This window comes from Amycolatopsis sp. NBC_00355 (genome assembly GCF_036104975.1).
GTDB lineage: Bacteria > Actinomycetota > Actinomycetes > Mycobacteriales > Pseudonocardiaceae > Amycolatopsis.
In genome coordinates this window covers 8,370,724-8,396,467 of the sequence record NZ_CP107982.1, presented here as the reverse complement: position 1 = coordinate 8,396,467, position 25,744 = coordinate 8,370,724, and the positions used below count along the sequence as shown (strand labels likewise).

Below are 25,744 nucleotides of genomic sequence, written 5' to 3'. Positions count from 1 at the left end.
ACGGCCGCGCGGCGCAACACGGCGAATCACACGCGGAAGCCCGCACCAGCGGCGCCAGCACGCGATGCGCCGGGGTTCCCGAAACGCCGTGAAGGCCTCCTTACCGGCCATAAGAGCCGGTAAGGAGGCCTTCACGGACCTCGTTGGAAACTGCTAGACGAGCAGCAGGAACAGCAGCCCGCTGGGCGAGCCGAGTCCGGTCACGTCGTCGTAGCCCTTGGCGGTGTGGATCGTCAGACCCTGGTAGTCCAGCGTGCGGGCGGAGCGGAGCAGGCCGCCCGACGCGTCGACCGAGTTGGCGTAGTCGACCCGGGCCACCGCGGCGTTGTCCACGTGCTGCACGTCGCTGATCGCCTTGGTGCGCGAAGTCAGCTTGTAGATCACGGGGTTGATGAAGCCGTGGTGGAAGTGGTCGAAGCTGTCGGCCACCGCCATGATGCCGGCGAACACCGGCGACGCGAGGCTCGTGCCGCCGATCCGGTACTGGTCGTAGTGCGCACCCTCCGGGAAGGTCTGCGTCTGGCCGACCAGGAAGCCGGTGTTCGGGTCGCCGATCGCGGAGATGTCCGGAACCACGCGGCCCTTGTGCCCGGCCGTCTGGTTCTTCGTGGACAGTGCGTCCGGCACGACGCCCTTCTGGTAGAAGGGCTGCGCGAACAGGCGGCTCGTGCCACCACCGGAACCGGAGGTGTACGCGGCCGGCCCGTAGACGCCGTTGGTCAGCGAGGACTTGCTGGTCTCCCAGCCGGTCTCGAAGATCTTCTGGCCGTTCTTGCCGATCGCGATGGACGTGCCACCGACCGCGGTGATCCACGGCGCGGAGGCGGAGAAGTCCGGCGACGGCGTGCCGAGGCGCGCCACCTCGTCACCGTTGTCGCCCGAGGAGAAGTACACGCCGATGCCCTCGAGGACCGCCTGCAGCGAGATCTGGTTGAAGACCTTGACCTCGTCGGCCGGGATGTCCTCGCCGGTGTCGCCGTAGGAGTTCGACACGATGTCGGCCTTGTGGCCGGCGATCACGTAGTTCAGCGCCTCGTCGAGGGCGTTGTCCTCGCACGACTCGCCGCCGACGTAGAGGATGTTCGCACCCGGCGCGAGACCGTGGGCGGCCTCGACGTCGAGGGTCTCCTCGCCGTACCAGCCCGCCGCGTCACACTGGTCCGGCGGCTCGAGAACCGGGTTCGCCGGGAAGATGTGCTGCGAGAACTGGCTCTGCTTCAGCGGGTGCTGCGGGTCGTTCTTCTTCGCGTAGGTGCTCGCGTCGGCGTAGATCGTCGGCGAAGCGAAGGCGTCCACGATGGCGATCGTGGTGCCGCGGCCGTCCGCGCCGAACTTCGCGGCCTGGTCGACACCGTAGGCCGAGCGGAGCTGGCCCGGGGTGTAACCGCAGGGCGCGTAGGGCAGCTGCTTGCCGTTGTAGGCGGGGTCGGTGGTGTCGACCTTCTCGCCGTAGTAGGAGCTGCACGGCGGCGCGTTGCGGAAGCCGGGGCCGGGCGCGACGTCCGAGGGCTGGACCGACTTGGCCGCCTTGCCGGAGTCGATGCCGTCCGTGTGGTCCGGCTTGAACAGGTTGGTCGCCTGGTCCACGCCGACGACGCCGAGCACGTCGTTCGCCAGGTTCGCGGGCACCGACAGGTTCTTGTCGGCGGCGCGAAGGGTCTGGCCCTTGACGTTGTACTTGCCCAGCTTCACGGCGAAGGCGTTCTGCGTCTGGTCGGCGGTGCCGGTGGCCTCGACGTAGGCGCGGTTCGACGGGATGTCGCCGATGCTGAAGCCGCTGCCGGTCAGCCACGCCTTGACGGCGTTGACCGTCGCGTCGCTGGCGGCGAAGCGGTCCCGCACCTGGTCGGTGCTCAGGAACTGGCGGTAGGTCTTGCTGTCCGGGTCGGACACGGCCTGGGCCAGCGCCTCGGCCCCGGCGTTGTCGCGCTGGTTCAGGTAAACGCGGAAGCTCAGCTTCGCCGCGGGCGCCGTGTCGGCGACCTTGGCCTGCGCGTTCGCCCACAACGGGTGCGACTGCGGAATGTCCTGACGCCCCTGCGCCGACGCCGCCGCCGGCAGGGCCGCGGTGAGACCACCCACCACCGCGAGCGAAAGGAGCAGGGTGGAGCTTCTTCGCACAGAAATCTCCCTCTTCTGATTCGGCCCCCAGGTAAAGGACCTAGAACTCCGGACGAGACTAGATCGGGGTTCCGTCTCCGGGGAAGTACTTGCGGAACCGTTATTTCGGCGCGAATTCACGGGACCCGGACCGTGGTACGGAAATCCGTTTTGTCTCACGAAATACGCGAGGATTGCTCCCCGATGCGCGGTAAGTCCGATTCTCAGCGGTATCGCGGACCACGCGGGAAGGGCGCCCGCCACCTACGAAAGTCGGTCGCTCCGTCCACTCCGGACAGTCGAACCGTGACGGCATTCGAACCGTCACCGGCTCCCCGCTTCAGACCCGCGACGCCAGCCGGCGATCCACTTCCACCGGGGAGAACACCGATTCCACCACCATCGCCACCGCGCCACCCAGCGCGAGCCCCGTGCCACCGATCTCGACCTGCAGACTCTGCGTAGCGCGCGGCAACGCCCGCCGGTACAGCACCTCGCGCACGCCCGCCACGAAATGCGGCTCGGCCAGGTCGCCGGCGATCACCAGGACACCCGGGTTGACCACCGACACCAGCGTCGCGAGCACCTCGCCCACCTGACGGCCGGCGGATCCGGCCAGCCGGACCGCCGCCGGTTCGCCGGCCAGGATGCGGTCGCGCACGCCCGAGCCCGACGACGTCGGCAGGCCCTGCTCGGTCAGCCGCGCGGCCAGGGCGCCCCCGCTGGCGACCGCCGCGAGGCAGCCCAGCGAGCCGCACATGCAGCGGGCCTCGGGGAAGCCCGGCAGCCGGATGTGGCCGATGTCGCCGGCCCCGCCGTCGATGCCCCGGTAGACCTCGCCGCCGATCACCAGGCCGGCGCCGATGCCGGTGGACACCTTGACGACCACCAGTGCGGCCGAGTCCGGGTGCCGCGCGCGGTGCTCCCCCAGGGCCATCAGGTTCGCGTCGTTGTCGACCAGCACCGGCGCGCCGAAGCGCCCGCCCAGGTACTCGTCGATCGGGTAGCGGTCCCAGCCCGGCATGATCGGCGGCTGCGTGACGCGCGCCTGACCCGGCTCGACCGGCCCCGGCACGGAGATCCCCACGCCGCAGACCGGCAGGTCGACGTCGGCGAGCAGCTCTTCGAACCACTCCGCGATCCGGCCGAGGACGGGTTCCGGCCCGTCGGCGACGCGCACCGGGCCCTCGCGGTGGGCGAGCCGGCGTCCGGAGAGGTCGGTGAGCGCGACCTCGGCGTGCATCGTGTCGACGCTCGCGGCGAGGACGACGGCGTGCCGGTCGTCGAACCGCAGCTGCCGCGCCGGGCGGCCGCCGGTGGAGTCCTCCTGGCCGCCCTCGGCCAGCAGACCCGCCGACTGGAGCAGGTCCAGCCGCGCGGTCAGCGTCGAGCGGGACAGCCCGCTGCGCGTGAGCAGGGCCTTCCGGGTGGTCGCCTGACCGGTCCGGACCAGTCTCAGCAGCTCACCGGCGCTGGTCGGCGTGGTCATCCGGGCCCCCTTCGCAGTGGCTCACATCATCCCAGGACGTACTTTTGTCCATTGACAAGACATAAGTAGGAGATAGATTGGACACATGGACGTAACATGGGGGTCCGCTGAGGCTGTCCTCGCCGACAACTGGATCGGCTCGTCCACCGTGCCGTCCCGCGGGCTCTACCCGCACCAGTGGAGCTGGGACTCCGCCTTCATCGCCTTCGGCCTGCGCCACCTGGCGCCCGAGCGCGCCCGGCGCGAGCTGGTGACGCTGTTCTCCGCGCAGTGGCGCGACGGCCGCGTCCCGCACATCCTCTTCAACCCGGACACCCCGCCCGAGGCGTACTTCCCCGGCCCCGCCTTCTGGCGCGCCGGGCGGACGTCCGGGCTGATCCAGCCGCCGGTCCACGCGCGCGCCGTGCTGGCCGTGCACCGCGCCGACCCCGCCGGTTCCGGCACCGAGACGTTCCTCGCGACGCTCTACCCGAAGCTCAAGGCGTGGCACGGCTACCTGCGGACCTACCGCGACGCGGGCGGGCGCGGGCTCGCCTCGATCGTGCACCCGTGGGAATCCGGGATGGACAACAGCCCGGCCTGGGACGGGCCCCTTTCGCGCGTCACGCCGGCCGACCCGGCCGGGTTCGTCCGCCGCGACCTGCAGCACGGCCACGCCGCCGACCGCCCGAGCGACGACGACTACGGCCGCTACGTCCGGCTCGCGTCGGCCTACCGCGACACCGGCTACCTCGACGCGCGCTGGGCCGACGTCGACGGCGGCTTCACCGTCGAAGACCCGGGCCTCAACGCGCTGCTGGCCGACGCCGAGCTCGCGCTAGCCGAGATCGCCGAGGTGCTCGGCCTGCCCGCGGCCGCCGCCACCCACCGCGAGAGCGCGGCCCGCGTCGCCAAAGCACTGCAGGAAACGTTGTGGGACAGCGCGTCCGGCTTCTTCTTCGCCCGCGACGTCCGCACCGGCGAGCGCACCCGCGAGTACACCTGCGCCGGGCTGCTGCCGCTCGTGCTGCCGGACCTCGCCGTCGCGCCCGCGCTGCTGGCCACCGCCACCGGCCCGCGCTTCCGGCTCGGCCAGGTGCACGGCGTGCCGAGTTACGACCTGACCGCGGCCGACTTCGACCCGGGCCGCTACTGGCGCGGCCCGTCGTGGTTCAACGTCGGCTGGCTGGTCCGGCAAGGACTGCTGCACCACGGCGAGCACGCGCTGGCGTCGTGGCTGCGGGACGACCTCGTCGCCACGGCCACCCGCACGGGTTTCGCCGAGTACGCGGACCCGTTCACCGGCACCGGTCACGGCGCCCGGTCGTTCGGCTGGACCGCGGCGCTCACCGTGGACCTGGTGTCCACCCCCGGCTGACGGCCGGCCCAGCCGCGTCGGGGGCGGATGGGCCGGCCGCCGCTTCAGCGTTGCCGGGAGCCCGGTCGCGGGGAAGCCGGGACCGCTGGACGGCCATCGCGAGAAAGCGTTTTCCGCGTGGAGTCCGAGGGACCCGCACCACCCCCAGCCGGGTGCGGGTCCCCCGTTGTCCGTGCGGCGGAGCTCCGGTTTCCGTGGCGGCGGACCGGGCCGGACACCGAAGATCCTGCCGACTCCGGTGTCCTGTCAGGATTTCCGCAGTCTACCTTCGCGGGGCCCGCGGCAACCGTGCATTTTTCATGGTCCACACCGTGAATCGGGCATCAGGGGAAACCTACGCCGGACGACAGCAGCAGGAACGCCCGATCGGCGGCGGCGATCGCGTCCGGATGGCGCCGCACAGCAGGGATTCCGGCCGCGACGGCGTCCATGTTCGCCGTCGCCAGCAGCCGGCGGACCGCCGCGATCTGCGCCGCCGCCAGTTCGGCGTCCGGTGCCGGCACTTCCGCCTCCTTCAACGCGAGGGCCAGCGCCGCCTCCCCCGCGGAGGTGAACTCCGTCAGCCGCGCCACCAGCGCCGGGGTGCCGGTGACCAACCGGAACACCGCGACGACCTCGGGCGCGTCGCACAGGCCGGTCACCGGCTCGCGCTCGGCGAGACCGCGCAGGAACGCCTCCCGCAGCGCCGCCAGGGGTCCCTGTCCCGGCCGCCGCGCGCGGACGACGTCCGCCGCGTCCGTCTCGTGGTCGGCGAACCGGTGCAGCACCAGGTCCTCCTTGCTCGGGAAGTAGGCGAAGAGGGTCCGCTTGGACACCTCCGCCACCCGCGCCACCTCGGCGACCCCGACGGCGTCGAACCCGCGCTCCAGGAAGAGCGTGATCGCCGCCGTCGAGATCGCCGCCCGCGTGCGGAGCTTCTTGCGCTCCCGCAGGCCCAGTTCATCGGTCACGTCACTCAGCGTAGCGCCCGGGTGTCAGACCTTCTGCAGGCCAGGCGTCCCTGCTTGCACTACGTAGCTGGCGTCGTTCTTGATGACCACCTTCGCCGGGTCGTAGACGCTGGTGTCGGACGTCGTCATGAAGTCCGCCCGCGTCTGCGACGGCGTGGCCGTGACGCGGACGTAGCCGCGCTCGCCCTTGCAGTACTTGACGTGCGGGTTGTTGGCCAGCCAGGCCGCGGTCGGCGGGGTCGCGGTGTCGCTGTTGCTCGTGACCGACGTCGTGACGAGTTCCGAGCCGATGAGCGGGTCGCTGTGGTCGAAGTAGTCGAGGCGCAGGTCGGCGGCCCAGTGCCGGTGGACGTCGCCGGTCAGCACGATCGGGTTGGCCACCTTCCGGTCGACCCAGCCCTTGGCGATCCGGTCGCGCGAGGCCTCGTAGCCCTGCCAGGAGTCGGGGCTCTCGCAGGTGGCCTTGTTGCCGTCGCCGTCGCGCGTGGCGAAGAAGACCTGCTGGCCGAGGAAGTCCCAGGTGGCCGGGTGCGATTCGAACTGCTTGAGCAGCCACGCTTCCTCGGTGCTGCCCAGGATACTGCGCGACGTGCTGCGCATGTCGGTGCAGGAGGGGCCGCCCGAGCCGGACGGGTCGGCGACCTGGGCGTTGCGGAACTGGCGGGTGTCGAGCATGTGGAACCGGGCCAGGTTGCCCCAGAGCAGCTGCCGGTACAGCTGGATCGACGAGCCGTTCGGCTTCGCGGTCGAGCGGATCGGGGTGTGCTCGTAGAACGCCTGGAACCCGGCGGCCTTGCGCGCGGCGGGCGCGGGCGAGGTGGTGCCGTTCCAGTTGTTCATCACCTCGTGGTCGTCGAAGACGACGATCCACGGCGCGATGGCGTGCGCGGCCTGCAGGTCGGCGTCGGTCTTGTGCTGGCCGTGCCGGGCGCGGTAGATCGCGAGCGTGGTCGCGTCGTCGGCGACGGCGAGGCTGCGCGGGTTGCGGTCCGCCGCGGCGCGGCCCGACTTCTTCTCGTAGATGTAGTCGCCGAGGAACAGCACCAGGTCCGGGTCGTCGGCCACGACGCCCTTGTAGGCGTGGTAGTAGCCCTCCTCCCAGTGCTGGCAGGAGGTGAAGCAGTACTTGAGCTGGTTGACCGCGGCACCGGCGGCGGGCGCGGTGCGCGTGCGGCCGACCGGGGAGATGTAGCCGGAAGTCTTGAAGCGGTAGAAGTATTCCCGCGCGGGCTGCAGGCCCACGGGTTCGATGTGGACGCTGTGCGCGGCCGCGCGGACCGCGCTCACCGAGCCGCTCTGCACGACGGAGGAGAACGCCGCGTCGTTCGCGATCTCCCAGTCGACCGCGTACGTCGCGTCGGGCATGCCGCCGAAGCCGTCCGCGTTGAGCGGCGCGGGCGCGAGTCTCGTCCACAGCACCACGCTGTCGGGCAGCGGATCGCCGGAGGCGACGCCGAGCTGGAAGGGATCGTGGATGGCGGGGGCGGCCGCGGTGGTGCGGGCGTTCGCCCAGGACGGCAGGGCCGCCGAGGCGGCGGTGGCGGTGACCGCGGCGAGCCCGCCGAGGAGCACCCGGCGCCGGTTGACCTGACTCATGTCGGAAGTCCTTTCGGGGAGGGGGAGAAGCGGTCAGGCCGCGAAGTCGGTGATGCCGTCGCTGCAGGACTTCAGGTCCGGCTTGCCGGTGGTGTAGTTGGCGACGCAGACCTTGTAGAAGACCCAGCCGCCCTTCGCGACGGTCACGGCCTTGTCGACCTTCGTGCCCTCGCCGCCGGAGTTCCAGACGTAGAACGGGCCGGCACCGCCCTTGAGCCAGTAGGCGACGACCGCGGAGTAGCCGTCGGCATCGGTGTCGTAGACCAGGAAGTGCGAGTCGGACGAGCGGTACTGGCCCTCGCCGGCGCAGGCGTCGGCGCACTGGCCGCTGCCCGTGCCGACGCCGCAGTCGGGCGCGATCCGGGTGTCGGAGCCGGTGTTGACGTAGGTGTCGGAGACGTAGCCGCCGAGCGCGGGCACGTAGTCCCACAACGTGCTCGTGCCGAAGGTGCCGGTCACGGAGGTGCCGACGGTCTGGCAGTCGATGCTGACCGACGCGCCGTTCGCGACGGTCTTGACGGCCGTGGCGCTCGTGGTGGGCGCCCGGCGGACGTTCAGCGGGTCGCCCGCGGTCTTGATCGTGCCGGTCGCCGCGGCCGACGCCTCGAGCGCGCCACCCACCGAGAGCGCGCCCACCGCCGTGAGGATGATCCCTAAGCCGGCGATACGCCGGAGGTTCAAACGCTTCATGGCGGGAGCGTGACGCAACCCGGTACACGTCCCATACAAAGCGCTGGCCTGCGGACAGACACTCCGAATGGATCTATCGGGCACGGTGGTGGGGAAATAACATCCGGGCATGGGGGAACTCATCGGGCAGGTTGAGACCACCTCGCTTACCATCCGCGTCCTCGGCCCGCTGGAGGTCACCGCCGGCGGGCGGGTGATCGCCCTCGGCGGGCCGAAGCCCCGGCTGCTGCTGGCCGCCCTGGCGCTGCAGCCGAACGTCGTCGTGTCGACGGACGTGCTGGTGGAAGTGCTGTGGCCGGATTCGGCGCCGCGGTCGGCCGCGGCGAACATCCGGACGTACGTCCATTCGCTGCGAAGGCGGTTCGCCGAGATCGACCCGGAACTCGGCGAACGGATCAGCAGCCGGGCCTCCGGCTACCTGCTGACGGCGTCACCGGACGAACTGGATCACCTCTCCTTCACCGCGTCGGCGGGTGAAGCGCGGGAAATGCTCGATCGCGGCGACGCGGAGAGCGCTCTCGAGCTGCTCGACCGGGCCGACGCCCGGTGGCGCGGCGAAGTCCTCGAAGGACTCCCCCACGACCACAGCTGGGGCGCGACCGTCGCCCGGCTCGCCGAACTGCGGCTTTCGGTGCAGGAGCAGCGGTTGCGCGCGCGGATCGACTTGGGCCGCACCGGCGAGGCCGTCGCCGAGCTGCGCGGCCTGGTCACCGAACACCCGCTGCGGGAAGAGCTGTGGGGGCAGCTGATCGTCGCGCTGCGGGCCGCGGGCCGGACCGCCGACGCGGTCGAGGCGTACGAATCGGCCCAGCGGGTGCTGCGCGAAGAGCTCGGCGCCGAACCCGGCGCCCGGCTGCGGGAGCTGCGCGCGACGCTGGTGGTGCCGGAGAGCGTGCCGGCCACCCGCCCCGCCGACGTCGCCCCGGTCTGCCAGCTCCCCCTCGACCTGCCGGACTTCACCGGCCGCGACGACGTCCTCCGCGAAGTCGTCGCGCTGATGCGGGAACGGGCCGGCTCGGGCGCGCCCGCGGTGATCGTGCTGTCGGGCGCCCCCGGCGTCGGCAAGTCCGCGGTCGCCATCCGCGTCGCGCACGCGGCCCGCGAAGACTTCCCCGACGGGCAGCTGCACGTCGACCTGGCCGGGACGTCGTCGTCGCCGCGCGCGCCGATGGGAGTGCTCGCCGAGCTGCTGCACGCGCTGGGCATCCCGGACGCCGGGCTGCCGCGCGAGCTGGCCGAACGGGCCGCGCTGCTGCGCTCGCGGCTGGCCGGGCGGCGGATGTGCGTGGTCCTCGACGACGCCGGCAGCGCCGCCCAGGTGCGGCCGCTGCTGCCCGGCGCCGGGGCGTGCGCGGTGCTGGTGACCAGCCGGCTCCGGCTGCCCGGGCTCGCCGGGGCGAAGCCGGTCGACGTCGACCTGCTGCCCGAGGCCGAGGGCGCGCGGCTGCTGGAAGGCATCGTCGGCGCCGAGCGCGTGGCCGCCGAACCGGAGAGCGCCGCGGCGATCCTGCGCCAGTGCGGGCACCTGCCGCTGGCGATCCGGGTGGCCGGCGCGAAGCTCACCCACCGGCCGGGCTGGACACTGCGGCTGCTGGCCGACCGGCTGCGCGACGAGCGCCGGCGCCTCGACGAGCTGCGCGTCGGCGACCTCGCCGTCCGCGCGAGCGTGACCCTGTCCTACGACCTGCTGCCGATGTCGGCGGCGACGGCGTTCCGCGGGCTCGGGCTGCTCGGGCCGGTGCAGTTCCCGGCGTGGACGGTCGCCGCGGTGCTGGGCCGCCGTGAGGCCGACGACGTGCTCGACGTCCTGGTCGACGGCCACCTCGTCGAGCTCGTCGGCTCCGATTCCGCCGGGCAGCCGCGCTACCGGCTGCACGATCTGCTGCGGGTGTACGCCGTGGAGCTCGCGGAGCAGAGCGACGCCGCGAAGACGCGTGCCGGACTTCGGCGGGTACTGGAGGGCTACCTCGCGCTCGCGCTCGAAGCGGCGCGGCGGATGCCGCTCCACTTCTTCGGCATGTACTGCGACGACGAGCTGCCCCGGCCGCAGCTGCCCGCCGACGTGCTGCCGGACGAGACCGCGGCGTGGTTCGCGGCCGAGCGGCACACCAGTGTCGCGGCGGTCTCGCTGGCCGCCGAGCACGGCTTCGACGACCTGGCCTGGCAGCTGGCGTCCGCGCTGACGCCGTACTTCGACCTGCGCGGTCACCAGGACGACTGGCACAGCACGCACATCCTCGCGCTCGCGTCGGCCCGGCGGACCGGCTCGCTGCGCGCCGAGGCGATCGTGCAGCGCAACCTCGGCCAGTACCTGCTCTACCAGGACGAATACGCCCAGTCCCGGATGGCGTTCGACGAGTCGAAGGCGCTGTTCGAGCGGGTCGGCGACGCCCAGGGTGTCGGCATCGCGCTGACCGGGCTGGCCACGATCCTGCGCATCGAGGGCGAAGACGACCGCGCGCTCGACCACTGTCACGAAGCCCTGAAGCTGTTCGCCGAGGCGGACGACCCGCACGGGGAAGCCGTCGCGCGCATCGGCGCCGGCGCGGTCTGGATGTCGCGCGGCTGCTACGCGGCGGCGAAGCGCTGGTTCACCGACGCGCTCGAGCTGTCGGCCGCGATCGGCGACCGGCACCGCGAGGCCCACGCGTTCAAGCGGCTCGGCCTGCTCTACCAGCACCAGGGCAACCTGGCGGCCGCCCGCGAGCACGTCGACCAGGCGATCGCGCTCTTCACCGAACTCGGTGACGACCACTGCGTCGGCTACGCGAATCAGAACCTCGGCGAGCTGTGCCTGCACAGCGGCGACTTCGCGCACGCGCAGCTGTTGCTGGTGAACTCCCTGTCGGTGCACCGCCGCAACGGCGACCGGCGGTCGGAGGCCGAGGTGTCCCAGCTGCTCGGCGAGCTGCACCGGGCGTTGTCGCAGCCGGAGCGGTCCCGGGAGTACTCGGAGCGCGCGCTGGCGATCTGGCACGAGCTCTCGACGCGCCCGAAGGACCCGGCGACCCCGCCCGCACACCCGCACATCGTCTCCGCCTGAGCTCCCGGCGAATGCCATGAGGGGCACCTTCAGGGCTTGTCTGTCCCTGAGGGTGCCCCTCATGGCACTCGCGGCTCGGAGTCGAGTCGCTTTGTACGGAAGATGTATGACCCCCCGCCAGGCTTTGCCACGTTCGAGTGAACGAGGGCGAAGGGAGACCGGGGATGATCCGGATCAGGAAGACCGGCCGCGTGACCGCGGCGGTTCTGGCCGCGGGGGCGGTGACGGCGCTGGCCGGAGCACCCGCCCACGCCGCGACCGCGGTGGCGAGCGGCTGGACCGCCGACTTGTCCACTGTGGACGGCGACGACGTCAACGTCACCGGCGCGGGCGGCACGCTCACGCTGGCCGACGCGGCCTGGCACCGAACGGCGCTGGTCTTCGCGGGCAGCGAAGGCAGCCTTCTCCTCGCGGAACACCCGCTGGGCAGCCCGGCCAACCGCGTCAACGCCGGACTGACCGCCGACACGCCGAAGGGCACGAGCGTCGAGGTCGACGTCCGGGGCCGCACCGGCGCGGACGACTGGACCGAGTGGACACCCGCCGGCACGCCGCTGCGGGCGACCGTCGGTTCGGTGCAGGTGCGGATCAGCCTGCACAGCACCACCGACGGCGTCCGCCCGGCCGTCCGGAACGTCGCGCTCAGCGCGGACTCCGTGCCGCAGGCCAACGCGCTGCTCGCGACGACGCCGTTGACCTACAAGGTCTACGGCACCCGCGAAGGTCTCGTCGGCGGCACCACCGCCAACGGCCACAAGATCGTCAGCCACGACCACTTCGTCTCGTTCCCATCGGGGAAGTCCGTGTCCCCCAAGGGAACCGGCAACTACACCGCGCGCGTCTGCCGCACCGACGGCAGCAAGTGCGAGTACGCGCCGGTGTGGGAGGTCGGCCCGTGGAACGAGCGTGACGACTACTGGAACCCGGCGTCGGTCCGCTCGGAGTTCAAGGACCTGCCGCAGGGCAAGCCCGAAGCGCAGGCCGCCTACCTCGACGGCTACAACGGCAAGAAGGACGACTCCGGCCGCACGGTCCAGAACCCGGCGGGCATCGACCTCGCCGACGGCGTGTTCTGGGACGGCCTCGGCATGTCCGACAACGGCTACGTGAACGTGACGTACCTGTGGACCGGCTCCGGCCCGACCGGCGTGGTCAGCACCGCGGGCGACCCGCTCAACGTCCGGGCGAGCGCCGGCACGTCGGCGGCGGTCAAGGGCCTCGCGGCGAACTACGCCAAGGTGACGATCGAGTGCTACACCACCGGCGACACGGTCACCGGCAAGTTCGGCACGAGCAACATCTGGGACCGCATCGGCCCCGGCCACTACGTGTCGGACACCTACCTGCAGACCGGCTCCGACAGCCCGGTGGCCCCGCTCTGCTGAGCGGCCCGCGGCTCGAGTGAGCCTTGATCATCGCGTGGTTGACTGCCCTCACCCCCGCGATAACAGCGAAGGCCCGGCATCCCCCGCCGGGCCTTCGCCCATTTCCGCCGCCGGCCGGCCCCCGGGACCCGGCACAGTCGCGACCCCGCCCCGCCCAACGCGCCTTCGCGTCGGGCATTCGCCCATTTCGCGCAGTGCGTATTCCGCTCTCCGGGACATCAATTCACAACCGTGAACAAGCTTCCGCCGGGTGTACAAGGACATGTCCGTTGTGTAAAACTTCCGGCACCTGGAGCATTTCCCCACACGGAATGGCGGGCACCTGTGAGCGTTACCCGGAGAACCCTGCTGACCACCGCGGCCGGCGCCGCGGTGGCGGTGAGCGCCAGCACCTCCACCACCGCGTCGGCGAGCACATCCACTGCCATCGACCAGGCATCCGTCACCCGGACGCTCCGCCAGGCGGCCGACTACGCGGTGGCCAAGCTCCGCGCCGTGGCCCCCGGGGTCACCGCGTTTCCGACCGGCACGAAGTTCGAGAAATGGGCTTATTCGCAGAATGGCGACTGGGTCGGCGGATTCTGGCCCGGCCAGTTGTGGCTGGCGTACCTGCACAGCGGCGACGAACAATTCAAGACGCTCGCGCTGGCGTCCGCGGACAAACTCGCGCCGCGGCAGTTCGACACCGGAACGCACGACCTCGGTTTCCTCTTCTACCCGTCGTGGGTCACCGCGTGGCGGCTCACCGGCGACGAGAAGTGGAAGGCGGGCGCGGTGCAGGCCGCGGCGTCGCTGATCAAGCGCTTCAACCCGGCCGGGAAGTTCATCCGCGCCTGGGGCGCGCTGACCGACCCGAAGGACGCGGGCCGCGTCATCATGGACACGATGATGAACCTCGACCTGCTGGCCTTCGCGAGCAAGCAGACCGGGGACTCGCAGTACCTCGACATCGCGATCGCGCACGCGAAGACCGCGCAGCGCACCTTCGTGCGCCCGGACGGCTCGACGCCGCACGTGTTCGACTTCGACCCCGTCACCGGCGCGCCGATCGGGCAGAACACCGTGCAGGGCTACAGCCCGACGTCGTGCTGGTCGCGCGGGCAGGCGTGGGGGATCTACGGGTTCACCACGATCTACCGGCGCACCGGCGACCAGGAGTTCCTGACGACGGCCCGGCGACTGGCGGACTACGCGCTGTCCCGGCTCACCCCGGACCACGTGCCGGTGTGGGACTACCTTGCCCCGCAGGCGCCGAACGACGTCAAGGACGCTTCCGCCGGCGTGATCATGGCGTGCGGTCTGCTCGACCTGGCCGAGCAGACGCGCCGGCCGCAGTACCGGGACAGCGCGCTGCGGATCCTCGACGCGACGTCGCGGACGTGCCTGACGACGAAGTCGGCGCGGGCAGAGGCGGCCGTCGCGCGCTGCACCCGCAACCGCCCGGCCGAGGACGGCGTCGAGATCTCGCTCCCGTACGCCGACTACTACCTGCTGGAAGGCATCCTGCGGGTGCTCGACCGCGCCGCGGTGGACCGCGCCGTCGACCTGTCGAGCCGGTAGCCCCCAGGGGAGGCCGCCACCTCCCCGAGGCCGTCAGTGCTGGTGGTGGGCGTGCACCTTCGCGTGCCCGAGCCCGCGGCCGATCATCCACTTGTTCACCGGCACCGTCACGACGAACGCGATCGCGAGCGAGATCACCAGCGACAGCCAGAAGAGCACGCTGGCCAGGCCCGCGTCCATCGCCCCCGGGATCGCCACGACCACCGTGTTGTCGATGACCTCCATGACCGCGATCGACACCGTGTCCGCGGCCAGCGCGACCTTGAACGCCGCCGCCGGGGCCAGGCCCGACTTGAGCACGCCGCGCATCGTCAGGCCGTAGCCGAAGACGAAGGCCAGCACGATCGACAGGACCACCGTCGCCGCGTTGGGCAGGCCGAACGCCGTGCCCAGCACCATGCCGAGCACCTCACCGATGGCGCAGCCGGTCAGGCAGTGCAAGGTCGCCTGGACCGCGGTCGCCCACGAAGCCCCATGCTGTTCGCTCATGCCGTCGATAATACCCCCAAGGGGTATCCAGGCGCCTGTCTCGCACACCACAGCGCGAGCACGCACAGCGACCCTCGACCCCCCGATGCACTACCCAGAGTGGCATTGCCTGTCACTACCCGTAGCGAACACCGCCGACCAGGCATTACCCCGTCGGAAAGCCACCAGGTAGAACTCACTTCCGTAACCCTTTGCGCACATCCCGTTGACCACAGTTACCCGGGGCCCTACGTTCGCCGTGGGTCTCCACCGCGCGCAGACCGTCGCCGAAGCAATGAGGAATGGGTGGGATGCGAGGGCCGACGAGGACGTCCCGGCTGATCGCGGCGCTGCTGCTGAGCGTGGCGTTCGCGCTCGGCGGCTGCTCGGAACAGCTCGGCAGCACGCCGCCGCCGGCACCGACGCGGATCGCGTTCGTGCCCAAGATCGCCAAGATCCCGTACTTCGAGGCGATGAACAGCGGCGGGCTGGAAGCCGCGAAGCAGCTGGGTGTCGAGTGGACGATGAACCCCCCGGCGACGGTCGACCCGGCCGCCCAGGTGACGATCCTGCGTGGCCTGATCGCGCGGAAGGTCGACGTCATCGTCGTCGCGCCGAACGACCCCGCCGCGCTCGCGCCGGTGATCGCCGAGGCCCGGGCGAAGGGCATCCACGTCCTCACCTCGGACACCGACGCGCCGGGCACGCAGCGCGAGGTGTTCGTCAACCAGGCCAGCGCCGAAGGCATCGGCAACGCGGTCACCGACGCGCTGATGGCGAAGACCGGCGGCGCCGGCAAGTACGCGATCGTCTCGTGCGGCCCGGCCGCGGCGAACCTCAACAGCTGGATCTCGGTCCAGAAGCAGTACACCGCCGACCACTACCCCAAGGCCCAGCTCGTCGAGACGGTCTACGCCGGCGAGGACGAGGACAAGGCCGTGGTCCTGGCCAAGCAGCTGATGGCCCGCCACCCGGACCTGACCGGCCTGGTCGGCGAATGCACGACGTCGGCGCCGGGCGTCGCGAAAGCCGTGAAGGAGCAGCAGAAGATCGGCCAGGTGTTCACCGTCGGCGTCGGCACGCCGCAGTCGATCAAGCCGTACCTGCTCGACGGCTCGTGCTCGCAGTCGGTGCTGTGGAACGTCGAGTCACTGGGCTGGCTGACCGCCTGGACGGCCAAGCAGGTCGCCGACGGCAAGCCGCTGAGCCCGGTCAACAAGGTGAACCTGGAGTTGCCGGCGGTGAAGTACGACGCCCCGTCGAAGACCGTCCTGCTGGGCGATCCGCTGCTCATCACCGCCGACAACGTCGACCAGTTCAAGTACTGATCTCTACCGGACGTCGATGGTGACCGTCGCCGTGCTGGTGACCGCCGGGAGCTTCGCGGTGTCGACCGCGAGGTACTCGCCGTCGTCCTGACGGCCGTCCGGCAACGTCTTGACGTGCAGCGCGTACGGCGGGGCCGCGTTCGTCACGCCGTCGATGCCGAAGTCGTTGTCATTGCTGATCACGAGGGTCCGGCCACCGTCGGTCGTCGCGACACCCTCGACCTTGTCGTGGCCGAAGAAGCCGCCGGCCGGGTCGAGCCCGGTCACCAGCGCGCCGAGGTCCAGGCTCAGCTTCTTGCTCACCGGCTTGATCCCCGCCGCGGCGAGATCCTCGATCGCGTCGGCGGTGGTGTCCTTGCCGACGTAGGCGTCGATGCTCTTGCCGCCGACCAGCACGCCGCCCTTGACGGCGTCGTAGCCCGCTGCCTCCGGGCCGACGTCGGTGGCGCCGGACAGGTCGATCTCGAAAAGCTTCTTGTACGCGCCCGGTTCGGGCTTGCCATCCCGTTCGTCCACCAGGAAGCGGGTCGCCGACAGCGCGGTGATCTCGCTGACCGCGGTGCCCGTCGTGTCCGGGTCGTCGAGCAGGTAGAGGTACTCGTGCGTGGCGCGGGTCCGCAGGTCGACGGTGACGATCCGCAGCGTGGTGACGTTGCCCGGCTTCTTCGTCAGGTCCGGCTGCTGCAGCGCGGACTGCATGACGCCGACGAGCGTCCGGCCGTCCGGGGTCAGCGCGAGACCTTCCATGCCCTTGTTCGGCACGCGGTACTTCAGCTCGGCGGGCAGCGAGCCGTCGAAGGGCGAAAGCCGCTCGATCGCCCGGCCGTCGCGGCCGAAGTGCGTGATGAACGGGCCGTACTCGTCGGACACCCAGAACGTGCCGTCCTTCTGCGCGACGAGGCCTTCGGAGTCGTAGCCGTCCGCCGACTTCGGCAGGACGTTCCCGTCGAGGTCGACGATCTTCTCGCCGGTGTCGGCCTGCGGGCTGACCTGGCCGTTGTACGGCGTGCCGTTCGCGGCACGCAGCGGGATCGTCCTCTCCAGCACGGCTTTCCCGTCGCGGAGCCGGAACTTCCCGATGGCCGGGGTGAACGCGGGCAGCGGCTCGATCTTGCCGCCGCCGGGCGCGTCGACGTTCGGGCCGCGGTCGGTGAGGCCGTAGAACTCGTCCCGCTCGCCGGGGACCGGGGTCAGGGCGGAACCGTAGGCGCCGCCCTTGATCTGGACGCCGCCGATCGTGGCCAGGGGCTTCAGCGCGGTCGGGTAGAGCTTCACAGCGTCGGAAACGGTGTAGGTGAAGGAATCACGGCCGCGGAAGCCGGGCGCCGGGGTGTAGTGGAACGCGCCGTCGGCGCCGATCGTGACGGTGCCGTGCGCGGCCGCGGTGTGCCGCACGACGGCGGTGGCGCCGCGGTCGTTGCCGAGCACGTCGTCCTGCAGTGCGTGCCCCGCGCGGACGCGGTAGTGGTCGTCCTTCGCCCGCGGCCCGTGCTCGTGCGCCGAGGCCGGCCCCGCCGCGGCCAGCGGCAGCGCCAGGACCGTGGCCACCAGGGCGATTCGTACCCGCTTCATCGGTTTTCTCCTCCTCCGGCGCGTGACTGCGCCGGAGGAGGAGTCTGAGTGGCCGAAGTGGACAATGCCCGTCTTCGAGGAGGCCGTGGCGTTAACGGTGCCGCCGGGTGGTCTGCCGCGGCTGGTCGTGAGTGTTCAGGGCGGTTAGAACCGCCCTGAACACTCACGACCCCGGGCACAGCGCTAGCGGTGGCGGCGGGCGGCGGCGACCGCTCCGGCGCCCAGCACCAGGATCAACGTCGTGAGGCCCCAGCGGCGCTGCTCCTTCGTCCGCACGGCGGTGTCCTGCACGACGGGTTCGGGCTTCTTCGTCGGGACCACGTGCGGCCTTTTCGTCGGTGGCGGCGGGGTCGGCGCGACCGTCGTGGGCTCTTCCCGTGGTGACGGCGTCGGCGTCGGCGCCACCACGGCGACCGGTTCCTCCACCGGCGGCGGCTGCGACGGGGGCGGCGGCTCGGGCGCCGGGGTCGTCGGTTTCGGTTTCGGTGCGGGAGTGGGCGTCGGCGGGTTCGGCGGCGGCGAGTTGGGCGGTGGGCTGTTCGGCGGGGGTGTGTTCGGGGGCGGGGTATTGGGCGGCGGCTCGGTGGGCGGCGGCGTGTTCGGCGGCGGCTCGGTCGGCGGCGGCGGGGGCACCGCCGCCTCGGCGTAACAGCCGGCCGCGTCACCGCTGGCCAGCACCGGGCCGGTCGAGATCTCGACCGCCGGACCCGAGCCGTCGCGCGGCAGGCGGTACGTCACGCTCCGGCGGCCCTCGTGGTTGGCCGTCGCATAGATCGAACCCGGGCCGAGGACGACCGAGCCGTACGCGCCGCCGCTCGGCAGCCGCAGGCCCGGAACCACCGCGACCTCGCCCGACGACGGGTCGAGCGTCACGACCGAGCTGTCCCCGCGCGACGACGTCGAGATGCCGTACAGCAGCCCGTCCGCCGGGTCGTAGGCGAAGTCGTCGACGCCGTCGGCCAGCGCCACCGGCCGCAGCGACGTCCGGTGCACGACGCGCACGTAGTCGGCGCTCGCCGGGTCGACGTCCACGGTGTACAGGTCACTGTTCTGCCTTACGTACCAACGGTTTCCGGCCACCACGCCGGCGGTGGCGCCGGTGACCTGGCTCCACACCGGGTGCCGGCTGCCCGCCTTGCCGACCACGCCGAGGTCGGTGACCGCGCCGGTCCGGCTGATGCGCACGGCGTGCGCGCCGTCGTGGTAGCGGCCGGCGCGGGTGCCGTCGGCGACGCCGTACACCACGTCCTGCGCGGGCGCGTAGCCCATCGCGTTGATCCAGTACCCGACCTCGGTCAGGCGTTTCGTGAGGCCGTCGGGCAGCGACAGCAGCCGCAACGTCGTCGGCGCGCCGCTGCGTTCGTTCTCGGCCTGCAGGATCGTGCAGCCGTCAGGGGCCGGGGCCGCCGGGCGCTTCGACGGCGACGGAGCGAGCCACCCCGTCGCCGCGAGCAGTGCCGAAACCACCGCGGCGATGCCGAGCATCGCCGCCCAGCGGGCCCTCCCGCCGGTCAAGCCAGCCTTTCCAGCGCCGACTTGAACGCGTCCGGCGGGATGCTCGCGCCGCCGCTGAACGGGTTCTGCAGCTGGTAGATCGCGAACAACAGCAACGTGATCGTGCCGGCCAGGGTCGAGACGATGATGATGTGCGCGGCGAGCCGGGTGCCGCCGAAGAGGTTGGGCAGCAGGATCGCCGTGATGATGCTGCCGAGGACGAGCGCGAACCAGACGACCGCGCCGACCCCGCCGCCGCCGGCGTTGTTCAGCCGCTGGGTGCGGGACTGGTACACCGACCAGAGCTGGTTGCTCGCCTCGGTCTTGCGGTCGATCTGCCAGTCGCCGTCGACGTTCGCGGCCGCGACGGCCTGGCGCATCTGGTCCAGCTGCGTCCAGCCGGTGGCCGGGATCGCGCCGCCGTCGGCCAGGCGCGGCCACTCCTGCTGCTCGACCGTCTGCGAGTAGGCGGTGGCGAGCTGGCGCACGCGGTCCGCGGTGTCGGGCGGGAGCGCGTCGGCCGCCCAGGTCGCCGCCACGAGGCTGTCGGCCTCGGTCTGCGCGTCCTGGGTCGCGCCGCCCACCGAGTCGTAGAGCGAGATGAGCACGAACGCCATCAGCACCGCGTGCAGCCCGCCGACGATGGTGAACACCTGGCCGGCCGCGTCGTTGTTGTCGGCCCGCCCCTCGTCCCAGCCGAACCGCCGGACCAGGTACCCGATCACGGCGCCGACGAGCGCCGCGCCGACCACCCACAGACTGCCGGCCAGGAAGATGTTCATCCGAGTCCTTTCACCCGCGCGACGGCGCGGGACGAGCCACCCGGCGAATTCCGCGACCGGGACCCGCTCAAGTTAGTCATCCATTTCCGGGCGGACAACGTAGCATTGTGGGAATCATCCGAGTGGCCGCACCCGCGCTCCGATTATCGCCGGTTCAGCCCAGCCGACCGGCACCGGGGCCCGTCCCGCCACCGCGTGGCGCTACGCCGAATTCCCCTTACGAGCAGGGAACATTCCCGACCGAGTGACGCGCGAGCACCCGCCGTCACCAATTGTGGCCGACACCCCGCCGGCGAGTGTCCGGAATGGCCGGACCGCGGCCCGGTGAATAACCCGGTGACCCGATCGTGTCATTGTGCGGCTCCGCCCGGTTGATATGTTGATTTCGCGGCGCCGGCAACCGCGCATTATCGAAAATCGCAGGTCACAACTCCGCGCGCCGCAGGGCGGGCGCGCACCGACTCCGAACGAATGGGTGGTTCTCGCTGTGACTGTCACCGACCCGGTGGACTCCGCGACCGCGGAACAGGCACCTCTGAGCCTCGGCCGGGCCGCGGCCCGGACCCTGGCGACGACGACGAAGTCCGTCCCGCAGATGCAGGGCATCTCGTCGCGGTGGCTGCTGAAGCTGCTGCCGTGGGTCGAGGTCTCCGGCGGCGCCTACCGCGTCAACCGCCGGCTGAGCTACTCCGTGGGCGACGGGCGGGTCACGTTCACCACGACCGGCGCCGAGGTCCGCGTGATCCCGCCGGAGCTCGGCGAGCTCGCGCCGCTGCGCGGGTACGACGACGAAGAGGTCCTCACCGAACTGGCGAGCCGTTTCGGCCAGCAGGAGTACGAGCCGGGTGACGCGCTCGTCGAGTTCGGCAGCCAGGCCGACCACGTCTTCCTCATCGCCCACGGCAAGATCACCAAGGTCGGCACCGGCGCCTACGGCGACCAGACGGTGCTCGGCACGATGGCCGACGGCGACTACTTCGGCGAGAACGTGCTGGTCAGCGGCGACGGGATCTGGGAGTTCACGGCGAAGGCCGTGACCCGGTGCACCGTGCTGACCCTGCCGCGCCAGGCGTTCCAGGACGTCCGGGACCGGTCGGAGACCCTGCAGGCGCACCTGGAGGCCTTCGTCGCCGGGGGCGCGTCGGCCCGCAACGACCACGGCGAAGCGGAGATCACGCTCTCCGCCGGCCACGACGGCGAGCCGGCCCTGCCCGGGACGTTCGTCGACTACGACAGCTCGCCGCGCGAGTACGAGCTGAGCGTCGCCCAGACCGTGCTGCGGGTGCACTCCCGCGTCGCGGACCTCTACAACCAGCCGATGAACCAGATCGAGCAGCAGCTGCGCCTGACCGTGGAAGCGTTGCGGGAGCGGCAAGAGCACGAGCTGATCAACAACACCGACTTCGGCCTGCTGCACAACGCCGACTTCGCCCAGCGCGTCCCGACCCGCACCGGGCCGCCGACGCCGGACGACCTCGACGACCTGCTTTCGCTGGTGTGGAAGGACCCCGGGTTCTTCCTGGCCCACCCGAAGACCATCGCCGCGTTCGGCCGCGAGTGCAGCAAGGCCGGGATCTACCCGGACGCCGTCGACATGGGCGGGCACCAGGTGCCGGCGTGGCGCGGGATCCCGATCCTGCCGTGCAACAAGATCCCCGTCACCGAGACCCGCACCAGCTCGATCCTGCTGATGCGCACCGGCGAGCAGGCCCAGGGGGTCGTCGGGCTGCACCAGACCGGGCTGCCGGACGAGTACCAGCCGGGCCTGAACGTCCGCTTCATGGGCGTCTCGGAGCAGGCGATCATCTCCTACCTCGTGTCCGCCTACTACTCCGCCGCCGTCCTGGTGCCGGACGCGCTCGCCGTGCTGGAGAGCGCCGAGATCGGCCGGGAGGGCTGATGCCCGAACCCGCCACGCCACCCCGGAAGCCGGACGCGGAGCCCCCGCGTCCGGGCTCCGGCCTCCCCCCATCGGCCTTCGGCCCGACGGGGCTGGGCACGGCCGCCGCCCGGATCGTGCCGAAGCCCGCGGGCGCCCGTCCTCCTGAAGCCCCAGAACCCGATCGGCGCGTGAAACCTTGACCGTCACCGAAGAACCGGCGCCGCCGCAGCTGTCGCTCGGCACCCAAGCGGCCCGCACGCTCAGCACGACCACCAAGTCGCTCCCGCAGATGCGCGGCATCACCCCGCGGTGGCTGCTCTCGCAGCTGCCGTGGGTCGAGGTCCCGGCGGGCAGCTACCGGGTCAACCGGCGGCTGACCTACACGATCGGCGACGGCAAGCTCAGCTTCTTCAATACCGGCGCCCGCGTCCAGGTGGTGCCCGCCGAGCTGACCGAGCTCGAGCTGCTGCACGGGTTCGGCGACGAGCAGGCGCTGTCCGCGCTGGCCGACGCCTTCGAGCAACGCGAGTACGAACCGGGCTCGACGATCACCACCGCCGGCGACCCGCTCGACACGCTGGTGCTCATCGCGCACGGCAAGGTGACCCAGCACGGCCGCGGCGAATACGGCGACGAGACGCTGCTGGGCACCGCCACCGACGGCGACCACTTCGGCGCCGAGCTGCTCGCCCGCAACGACGCGACCTGGAAGTTCACCGCCCGCGCGAAGACCCGCGTGATCGCACTGATCCTCCCGGCGTCGGCGTACGCCCGGCTCAACGGCCGCTCGGAGTCGCTGCGCGCGCACGTCGCCGAAATGTCCAGCCGGGAACGGAAACCCCAGAACGCCCGCGGCGAGGCGAGCATCGACCTGTCCGCCGGCCACGACGGCGAGCCGATCCTCGCCGGCACCTACGTCGACTACGACCCGTCGCCGCGGGAGTACGACCTCGCCGTCGCGCAGACGATCCTGCGCGTCAGCAACCGCGTCACCGACCTCTACAACCAGCCGATGAACCAGCTGGAGCAGCAGCTCCGGCTCACCGTGGAGGCGTTGCGGGAGCGGCAAGAGCACGAACTGATCAACAGCACCGAGTTCGGGCTGCTGCACAGCGCGGACCTCAAGCAGCGGATCACCACCCGCAGCGGCCCGCCCACGCCGGACGACATGGACGAGCTGCTCACCCGCCGCCGCAAGACCCGGTTCTTCCTGGCGCACCCGCGCGCGATCGCGGCCCTCGGCCGCGAGTGCACCGCGCGCGGGCTCTACCCGGCGACGACGGTCCTCGACGGCCGGCGCGTGAGCGCGTGGCGCGGCGTGCCGATCCTGCCGAGCGACAAGATCCCGGTCACCGACGCGGGCACGACGTCGATCATCGCGATGCGCACCGGCGAGGACGACGCCGGCGTGATCGGGCTGCGGCCGGCGTCGCTGCCGGACGAGTACCAGCCGGGCCTCAACGTGCGGTTCCTGGGCATCAACGAGCGCGCGGTGACGTCGTACCTGGTCAGCGCCTACCACTCGGCGGCCGTGCTGGTGCCGGACGCGCTCGGCGTGCTCGGCGACGTCGAGGTCGGGCGCTGATGACCACCTTGGACACACGCACCGCGGCCCGCCCGCTCTCCGACGTCCTGACCTGGAGCAAGAGCCTGGTCGACGCGGCGACGCGGACGGCGGCCGAGCGGCTGCCGGAGTCGATGCGGCGGATCGCGGGCTACCACTTCGGCTGGTGCGACGCGAAGGGCGAGCCGACGCGGGGTGACGGCGGCAAAGCGCTGCGCCCGGCGCTGGTGCTGCTGTGCGCGGAGGCGGTGGGCGGGGACGCGGCGGACGCCGTGTCCGCCGCCGTCGCGGTCGAGCTCGTGCACAACTTCTCGCTGCTGCACGACGACGTCATGGACGGCGACACGACCCGGCGGCACCGGCCCACGGCGTGGACGGTGTTCGGCACCGGCCCGGCGGTGCTCGCCGGGGACGCGTTGCTGTCACTGGCGTTCGAGCTCCTCGCGCCGAGCGGGGTCGCGAGCACCCGGCTGCTGTCGGCCGGGGTCCTCGACCTGCTCGACGGCCAGGCCGCGGACCTCGGCTTCGAGCAACGCGACGACGTCACGCCGGGCGAGTGCGTCCGGATGGCGGAGGGCAAGACGGCGGCGCTGCTGGGCGCGGCGTGCACGCTCGGCGCGCTGGCCGGGCGGGGAAAGCCCGAGGATGCCGAGCGACTGGGGGCATTCGGCCGGTCGGTCGGCCTGGCGTTCCAGCACATCGACGACCTGCTCGGCATCTGGGGCGACCCCGACGTCACCGGCAAGCCGGTGTACTCGGACCTGCAGAACCGCAAGAAGTCGCTGCCGGTGGTGACGGCCCTGTGCTCCGGCACGGCGGCGGGCGCCGAACTGGCCGAGCTCTACTCGGGCCCGGACCCGCTCGACGAGGCTTCGCTCGCCCGCGCGGCCGCTCTCGTCGACGAGGCTGGCGGCCGCCAGTGGAGCCAGGCCCAGGCCGAAGCCCTCCTGGCCAAGGGCCTCCGCGACCTGGCCGCGGTGAACCCGGTCCCGCGTGCCGGCGCCGAACTCGCCACCCTGGCCCGCCTGATCACCACCCGCACCCACTGACCCCGTACCCGGAGGGTCGGTTCGCGTGCCTGGACAGTCGGTTCGCGTGCCTGGACAGTCGGTTCGCGTGCCTGGAGGGTCGGCTCGCGAACCGACTCCCTGGGTACGCGAACCGACCCTCTGGGTACGCGAACCGACTCCCTGGGTACGCGAACCGACTCCCTGGGTACGCGAACCGACCCTCTGGGTACGCGAACCGACTCCCTGGGTACGCGAACCGACCCTCCGGGTACGGCTACTTGCCGGGGCGGGTGAGGCCGTCTTTGTCCGCTCCCAGCGACAGGATGTTCTTGTCCGTGTCGCTCAGGGCCTTGGTGACCTGCGCTGACGCCGGGGATGTCGACAAGTCGAGAAGGCGGATGGGCGTGTCCAGCTTGATCAGGGTCGGGACGTATTCGGCCTTGTCGACCTTCCAGCGGTCGCCGTCGCGGACGAAGCGGAACCGGGCCGCCGCGCCTTCCTCCGTGTCCCCGCGCGGGTCGGAGTGGCGGGCGACGCTGTTGCCGAGGCCGTAGGCCACCCACTTGTCCCCCACCTTCTCGAACGGCTGCACCACGTGCGCGTGGTGGCCGACGATCAGGTCGATGTCGGCCGACCCGAGCAGCTTCTTCGCCTGGCTGCGCTGCTCGGCCGTCGGGTCGTGCTGGTACTCGACGCCCCAGTGCAGGCTCGCGATCACGACCTGCGCGCCCGCTTCGCGAGCCTTCTTCGCCGCCGCCAGGACGTCGTCGACGTCGATCTGGTTGGCCAGCCACGGTTTCCCGGCCGGCACCTTGATCCCGTTGAAGCCGAAGGCGTAGGACACCTGCGCGACCTTGACGCCGTGGACGTCCAGGATCAGCGGCGTCGCCGCTTCCTTCGCCGACCGGGCCGAGCCGGTGTGCTTGAGGCCGTTCGCGTCGAGCGCGTCCAAGGTCCGCTCGACGCCGCCCGCGCCCTGGTCGATGGTGTGGTTGGACGCTGTCGAGCAGGTGTCGTACCCGGTGTCCTTGATCGCCGCCGCGATCTCCGGCGGCGCACTGAACGACGGATATCCGCTGTACGGCCCGCCTTCGGGCGCCAGCGGCGTCTCGAGGTGGCAGATGCCGAGGTCGGCGCCGGAGATCAGCGGCTTGATCCCGGCCAGCAGCGGCCGGTAGTCGAACTTGCCGTGCCCGTCGGCCTCGGCCTGGTCCGACAGCGCCGGGTGGATCAGGACGTCGCCGGTCGCGACGACGCTGAACGACCCGTCGGGCGCCGGAGCCGAAGCGTCCGAAGACGACTCCGGGAACGGCGTCGGCGCCGGGCCCTGCTGCGGCGGGCTGCTGCAGGCGGCCAGCAGGACGGCGGTCCCGGCGAGCGCGGCGAAGCGGTAGCTCGTCATCGATCCCCCTCGTGGACGTGGTCGGGCCATCCTCCCAGTCGGGCGAATCCGACATCCCGTGGGCAGCTTCCA

General features: G+C 71.6%; 18 protein-coding genes. 8 read left to right on the top strand and 10 right to left on the bottom strand.

Annotated elements, in window-relative coordinates; translation table 11 throughout:
• Positions 1 to 153 precede the first annotated feature (153 nt).
• Both OHS18_RS38710 and OHS18_RS38705 read right to left on the bottom strand, forming a co-directional pair.
• Positions 154 to 2,121 (bottom strand): S53 family peptidase, encoded by a 1,968-nt coding sequence (locus OHS18_RS38710; protein ID WP_328614125.1) that lies wholly within the window; start codon positions 2,119 to 2,121, stop codon positions 154 to 156.
• 319 nt (positions 2,122 to 2,440) lie between these two features.
• The gene (locus OHS18_RS38705; RefSeq protein ID WP_328614124.1) at positions 2,441 to 3,589 is read right to left on the bottom strand and encodes an ROK family transcriptional regulator; all 1,149 of its coding nucleotides are present in this window, start codon (positions 3,587 to 3,589) and stop codon (positions 2,441 to 2,443) included.
• An 85-nt stretch (positions 3,590 to 3,674) separates the two neighbouring features.
• On the opposite strand from OHS18_RS38705, the gene OHS18_RS38700 reads away from it, so the two are divergent.
• Positions 3,675 to 4,946, top strand: a complete 1,272-nt coding sequence (locus tag OHS18_RS38700) for an MGH1-like glycoside hydrolase domain-containing protein (protein ID WP_328614123.1) — start codon at positions 3,675 to 3,677, stop codon at positions 4,944 to 4,946.
• A 323-nt stretch (positions 4,947 to 5,269) separates the two neighbouring features.
• On the opposite strand, the gene OHS18_RS38695 is transcribed toward OHS18_RS38700, so the two are convergent.
• The 3 genes from OHS18_RS38695 to OHS18_RS38685 are packed head-to-tail and all read right to left on the bottom strand — an operon-like array spanning position 5,270 to position 8,182.
• On the bottom strand, positions 5,270 to 5,896 hold the full coding sequence (locus OHS18_RS38695; RefSeq protein WP_328614122.1) for a TetR family transcriptional regulator: 627 nt from the start codon (positions 5,894 to 5,896) through the stop codon (positions 5,270 to 5,272).
• 24 nt (positions 5,897 to 5,920) lie between these two features.
• Positions 5,921 to 7,492 (bottom strand): alkaline phosphatase D family protein, encoded by a 1,572-nt coding sequence (locus OHS18_RS38690; RefSeq protein WP_328444032.1) that lies wholly within the window; start codon positions 7,490 to 7,492, stop codon positions 5,921 to 5,923.
• A 33-nt stretch (positions 7,493 to 7,525) separates the two neighbouring features.
• Complete coding sequence (locus tag OHS18_RS38685) at positions 7,526 to 8,182, bottom strand: hypothetical protein (RefSeq protein ID WP_328614121.1); 657 nt, start codon at positions 8,180 to 8,182, stop codon at positions 7,526 to 7,528.
• Between the two features lie 109 nt (positions 8,183 to 8,291).
• Here OHS18_RS38685 and OHS18_RS38680 point away from each other — a divergent pair, with 109 nt between their 5' ends.
• The 3 genes from OHS18_RS38680 to OHS18_RS38670 all read left to right on the top strand — a co-directional run bounded on the left by OHS18_RS38680 (position 8,292) and on the right by OHS18_RS38670 (position 14,170).
• Positions 8,292 to 11,225: an AfsR/SARP family transcriptional regulator gene (locus tag OHS18_RS38680; protein WP_328614120.1), complete on the top strand. Its 2,934-nt coding sequence runs from the start codon at positions 8,292 to 8,294 to the stop codon at positions 11,223 to 11,225.
• A 164-nt stretch (positions 11,226 to 11,389) separates the two neighbouring features.
• Positions 11,390 to 12,610 carry a hypothetical protein gene (locus OHS18_RS38675; RefSeq protein ID WP_328614119.1) on the top strand — a complete coding sequence of 407 codons (1,221 nt, stop codon included), beginning with the start codon at positions 11,390 to 11,392 and terminating at the stop codon, positions 12,608 to 12,610.
• Between the two features lie 324 nt (positions 12,611 to 12,934).
• Positions 12,935 to 14,170, top strand: a complete 1,236-nt coding sequence (locus OHS18_RS38670; protein ID WP_328614118.1) for a glucuronyl hydrolase — start codon at positions 12,935 to 12,937, stop codon at positions 14,168 to 14,170.
• Between the two features lie 33 nt (positions 14,171 to 14,203).
• Here OHS18_RS38670 and OHS18_RS38665 read toward each other — a convergent pair whose 3' ends face one another.
• Positions 14,204 to 14,659, bottom strand: a complete 456-nt coding sequence (locus OHS18_RS38665) for a DUF4396 domain-containing protein (RefSeq protein ID WP_328614117.1) — start codon at positions 14,657 to 14,659, stop codon at positions 14,204 to 14,206.
• A gap of 290 nt (positions 14,660 to 14,949) precedes the next feature.
• Here OHS18_RS38665 and OHS18_RS38660 point away from each other — a divergent pair, with 290 nt between their 5' ends.
• Entirely contained in the window at positions 14,950 to 15,966 is a 1,017-nt protein-coding gene (locus tag OHS18_RS38660) for an autoinducer 2 ABC transporter substrate-binding protein (RefSeq protein WP_328444043.1), read from the top strand.
• 3 nt (positions 15,967 to 15,969) lie between these two features.
• Here the strand turns inward: OHS18_RS38660 and OHS18_RS38655 are convergent, their stop codons facing one another.
• The 3 genes from OHS18_RS38655 to OHS18_RS38645 all read right to left on the bottom strand — a co-directional run bounded on the left by OHS18_RS38655 (position 15,970) and on the right by OHS18_RS38645 (position 19,814).
• Positions 15,970 to 17,538 carry an esterase-like activity of phytase family protein gene (locus OHS18_RS38655; RefSeq protein WP_328614116.1) on the bottom strand — a complete coding sequence of 523 codons (1,569 nt, stop codon included), beginning with the start codon at positions 17,536 to 17,538 and terminating at the stop codon, positions 15,970 to 15,972.
• Between the two features lie 183 nt (positions 17,539 to 17,721).
• Positions 17,722 to 19,053, bottom strand: a complete 1,332-nt coding sequence (locus OHS18_RS38650) for a DUF6923 family protein (protein ID WP_328614115.1) — start codon at positions 19,051 to 19,053, stop codon at positions 17,722 to 17,724.
• Positions 19,050 to 19,814, bottom strand: coding sequence for a bestrophin-like domain (locus tag OHS18_RS38645; protein WP_328444049.1), 765 nt, complete (start codon positions 19,812 to 19,814; stop codon positions 19,050 to 19,052). Before OHS18_RS38645 ends, OHS18_RS38650 begins: the two co-directional genes overlap by 4 nt.
• 487 nt (positions 19,815 to 20,301) lie before the next feature.
• Between OHS18_RS38645 and OHS18_RS38640 the strand changes: the two genes are divergently transcribed.
• From OHS18_RS38640 to OHS18_RS38630, 3 genes are all read left to right on the top strand, one after another.
• On the top strand, positions 20,302 to 21,714 hold the full coding sequence (locus OHS18_RS38640; protein WP_328444051.1) for a family 2B encapsulin nanocompartment shell protein: 1,413 nt from the start codon (positions 20,302 to 20,304) through the stop codon (positions 21,712 to 21,714).
• A 178-nt stretch (positions 21,715 to 21,892) separates the two neighbouring features.
• Complete coding sequence (locus OHS18_RS38635) at positions 21,893 to 23,281, top strand: family 2B encapsulin nanocompartment shell protein (RefSeq protein WP_328614114.1); 1,389 nt, start codon at positions 21,893 to 21,895, stop codon at positions 23,279 to 23,281.
• A complete protein-coding gene (locus OHS18_RS38630) occupies positions 23,281 to 24,309 on the top strand; it encodes a family 2 encapsulin nanocompartment cargo protein polyprenyl transferase (RefSeq protein ID WP_328614113.1) in 1,029 nt (342 codons plus the stop codon). The genes OHS18_RS38635 and OHS18_RS38630 overlap by 1 nt, the downstream gene beginning before the upstream one ends.
• Positions 24,310 to 24,544: 235 nt before the next feature.
• On the opposite strand, the gene OHS18_RS38625 is transcribed toward OHS18_RS38630, so the two are convergent.
• Complete coding sequence (locus tag OHS18_RS38625; protein WP_328614112.1) at positions 24,545 to 25,672, bottom strand: CapA family protein; 1,128 nt, start codon at positions 25,670 to 25,672, stop codon at positions 24,545 to 24,547.
• Positions 25,673 to 25,744: the final 72 nt, after the last annotated feature.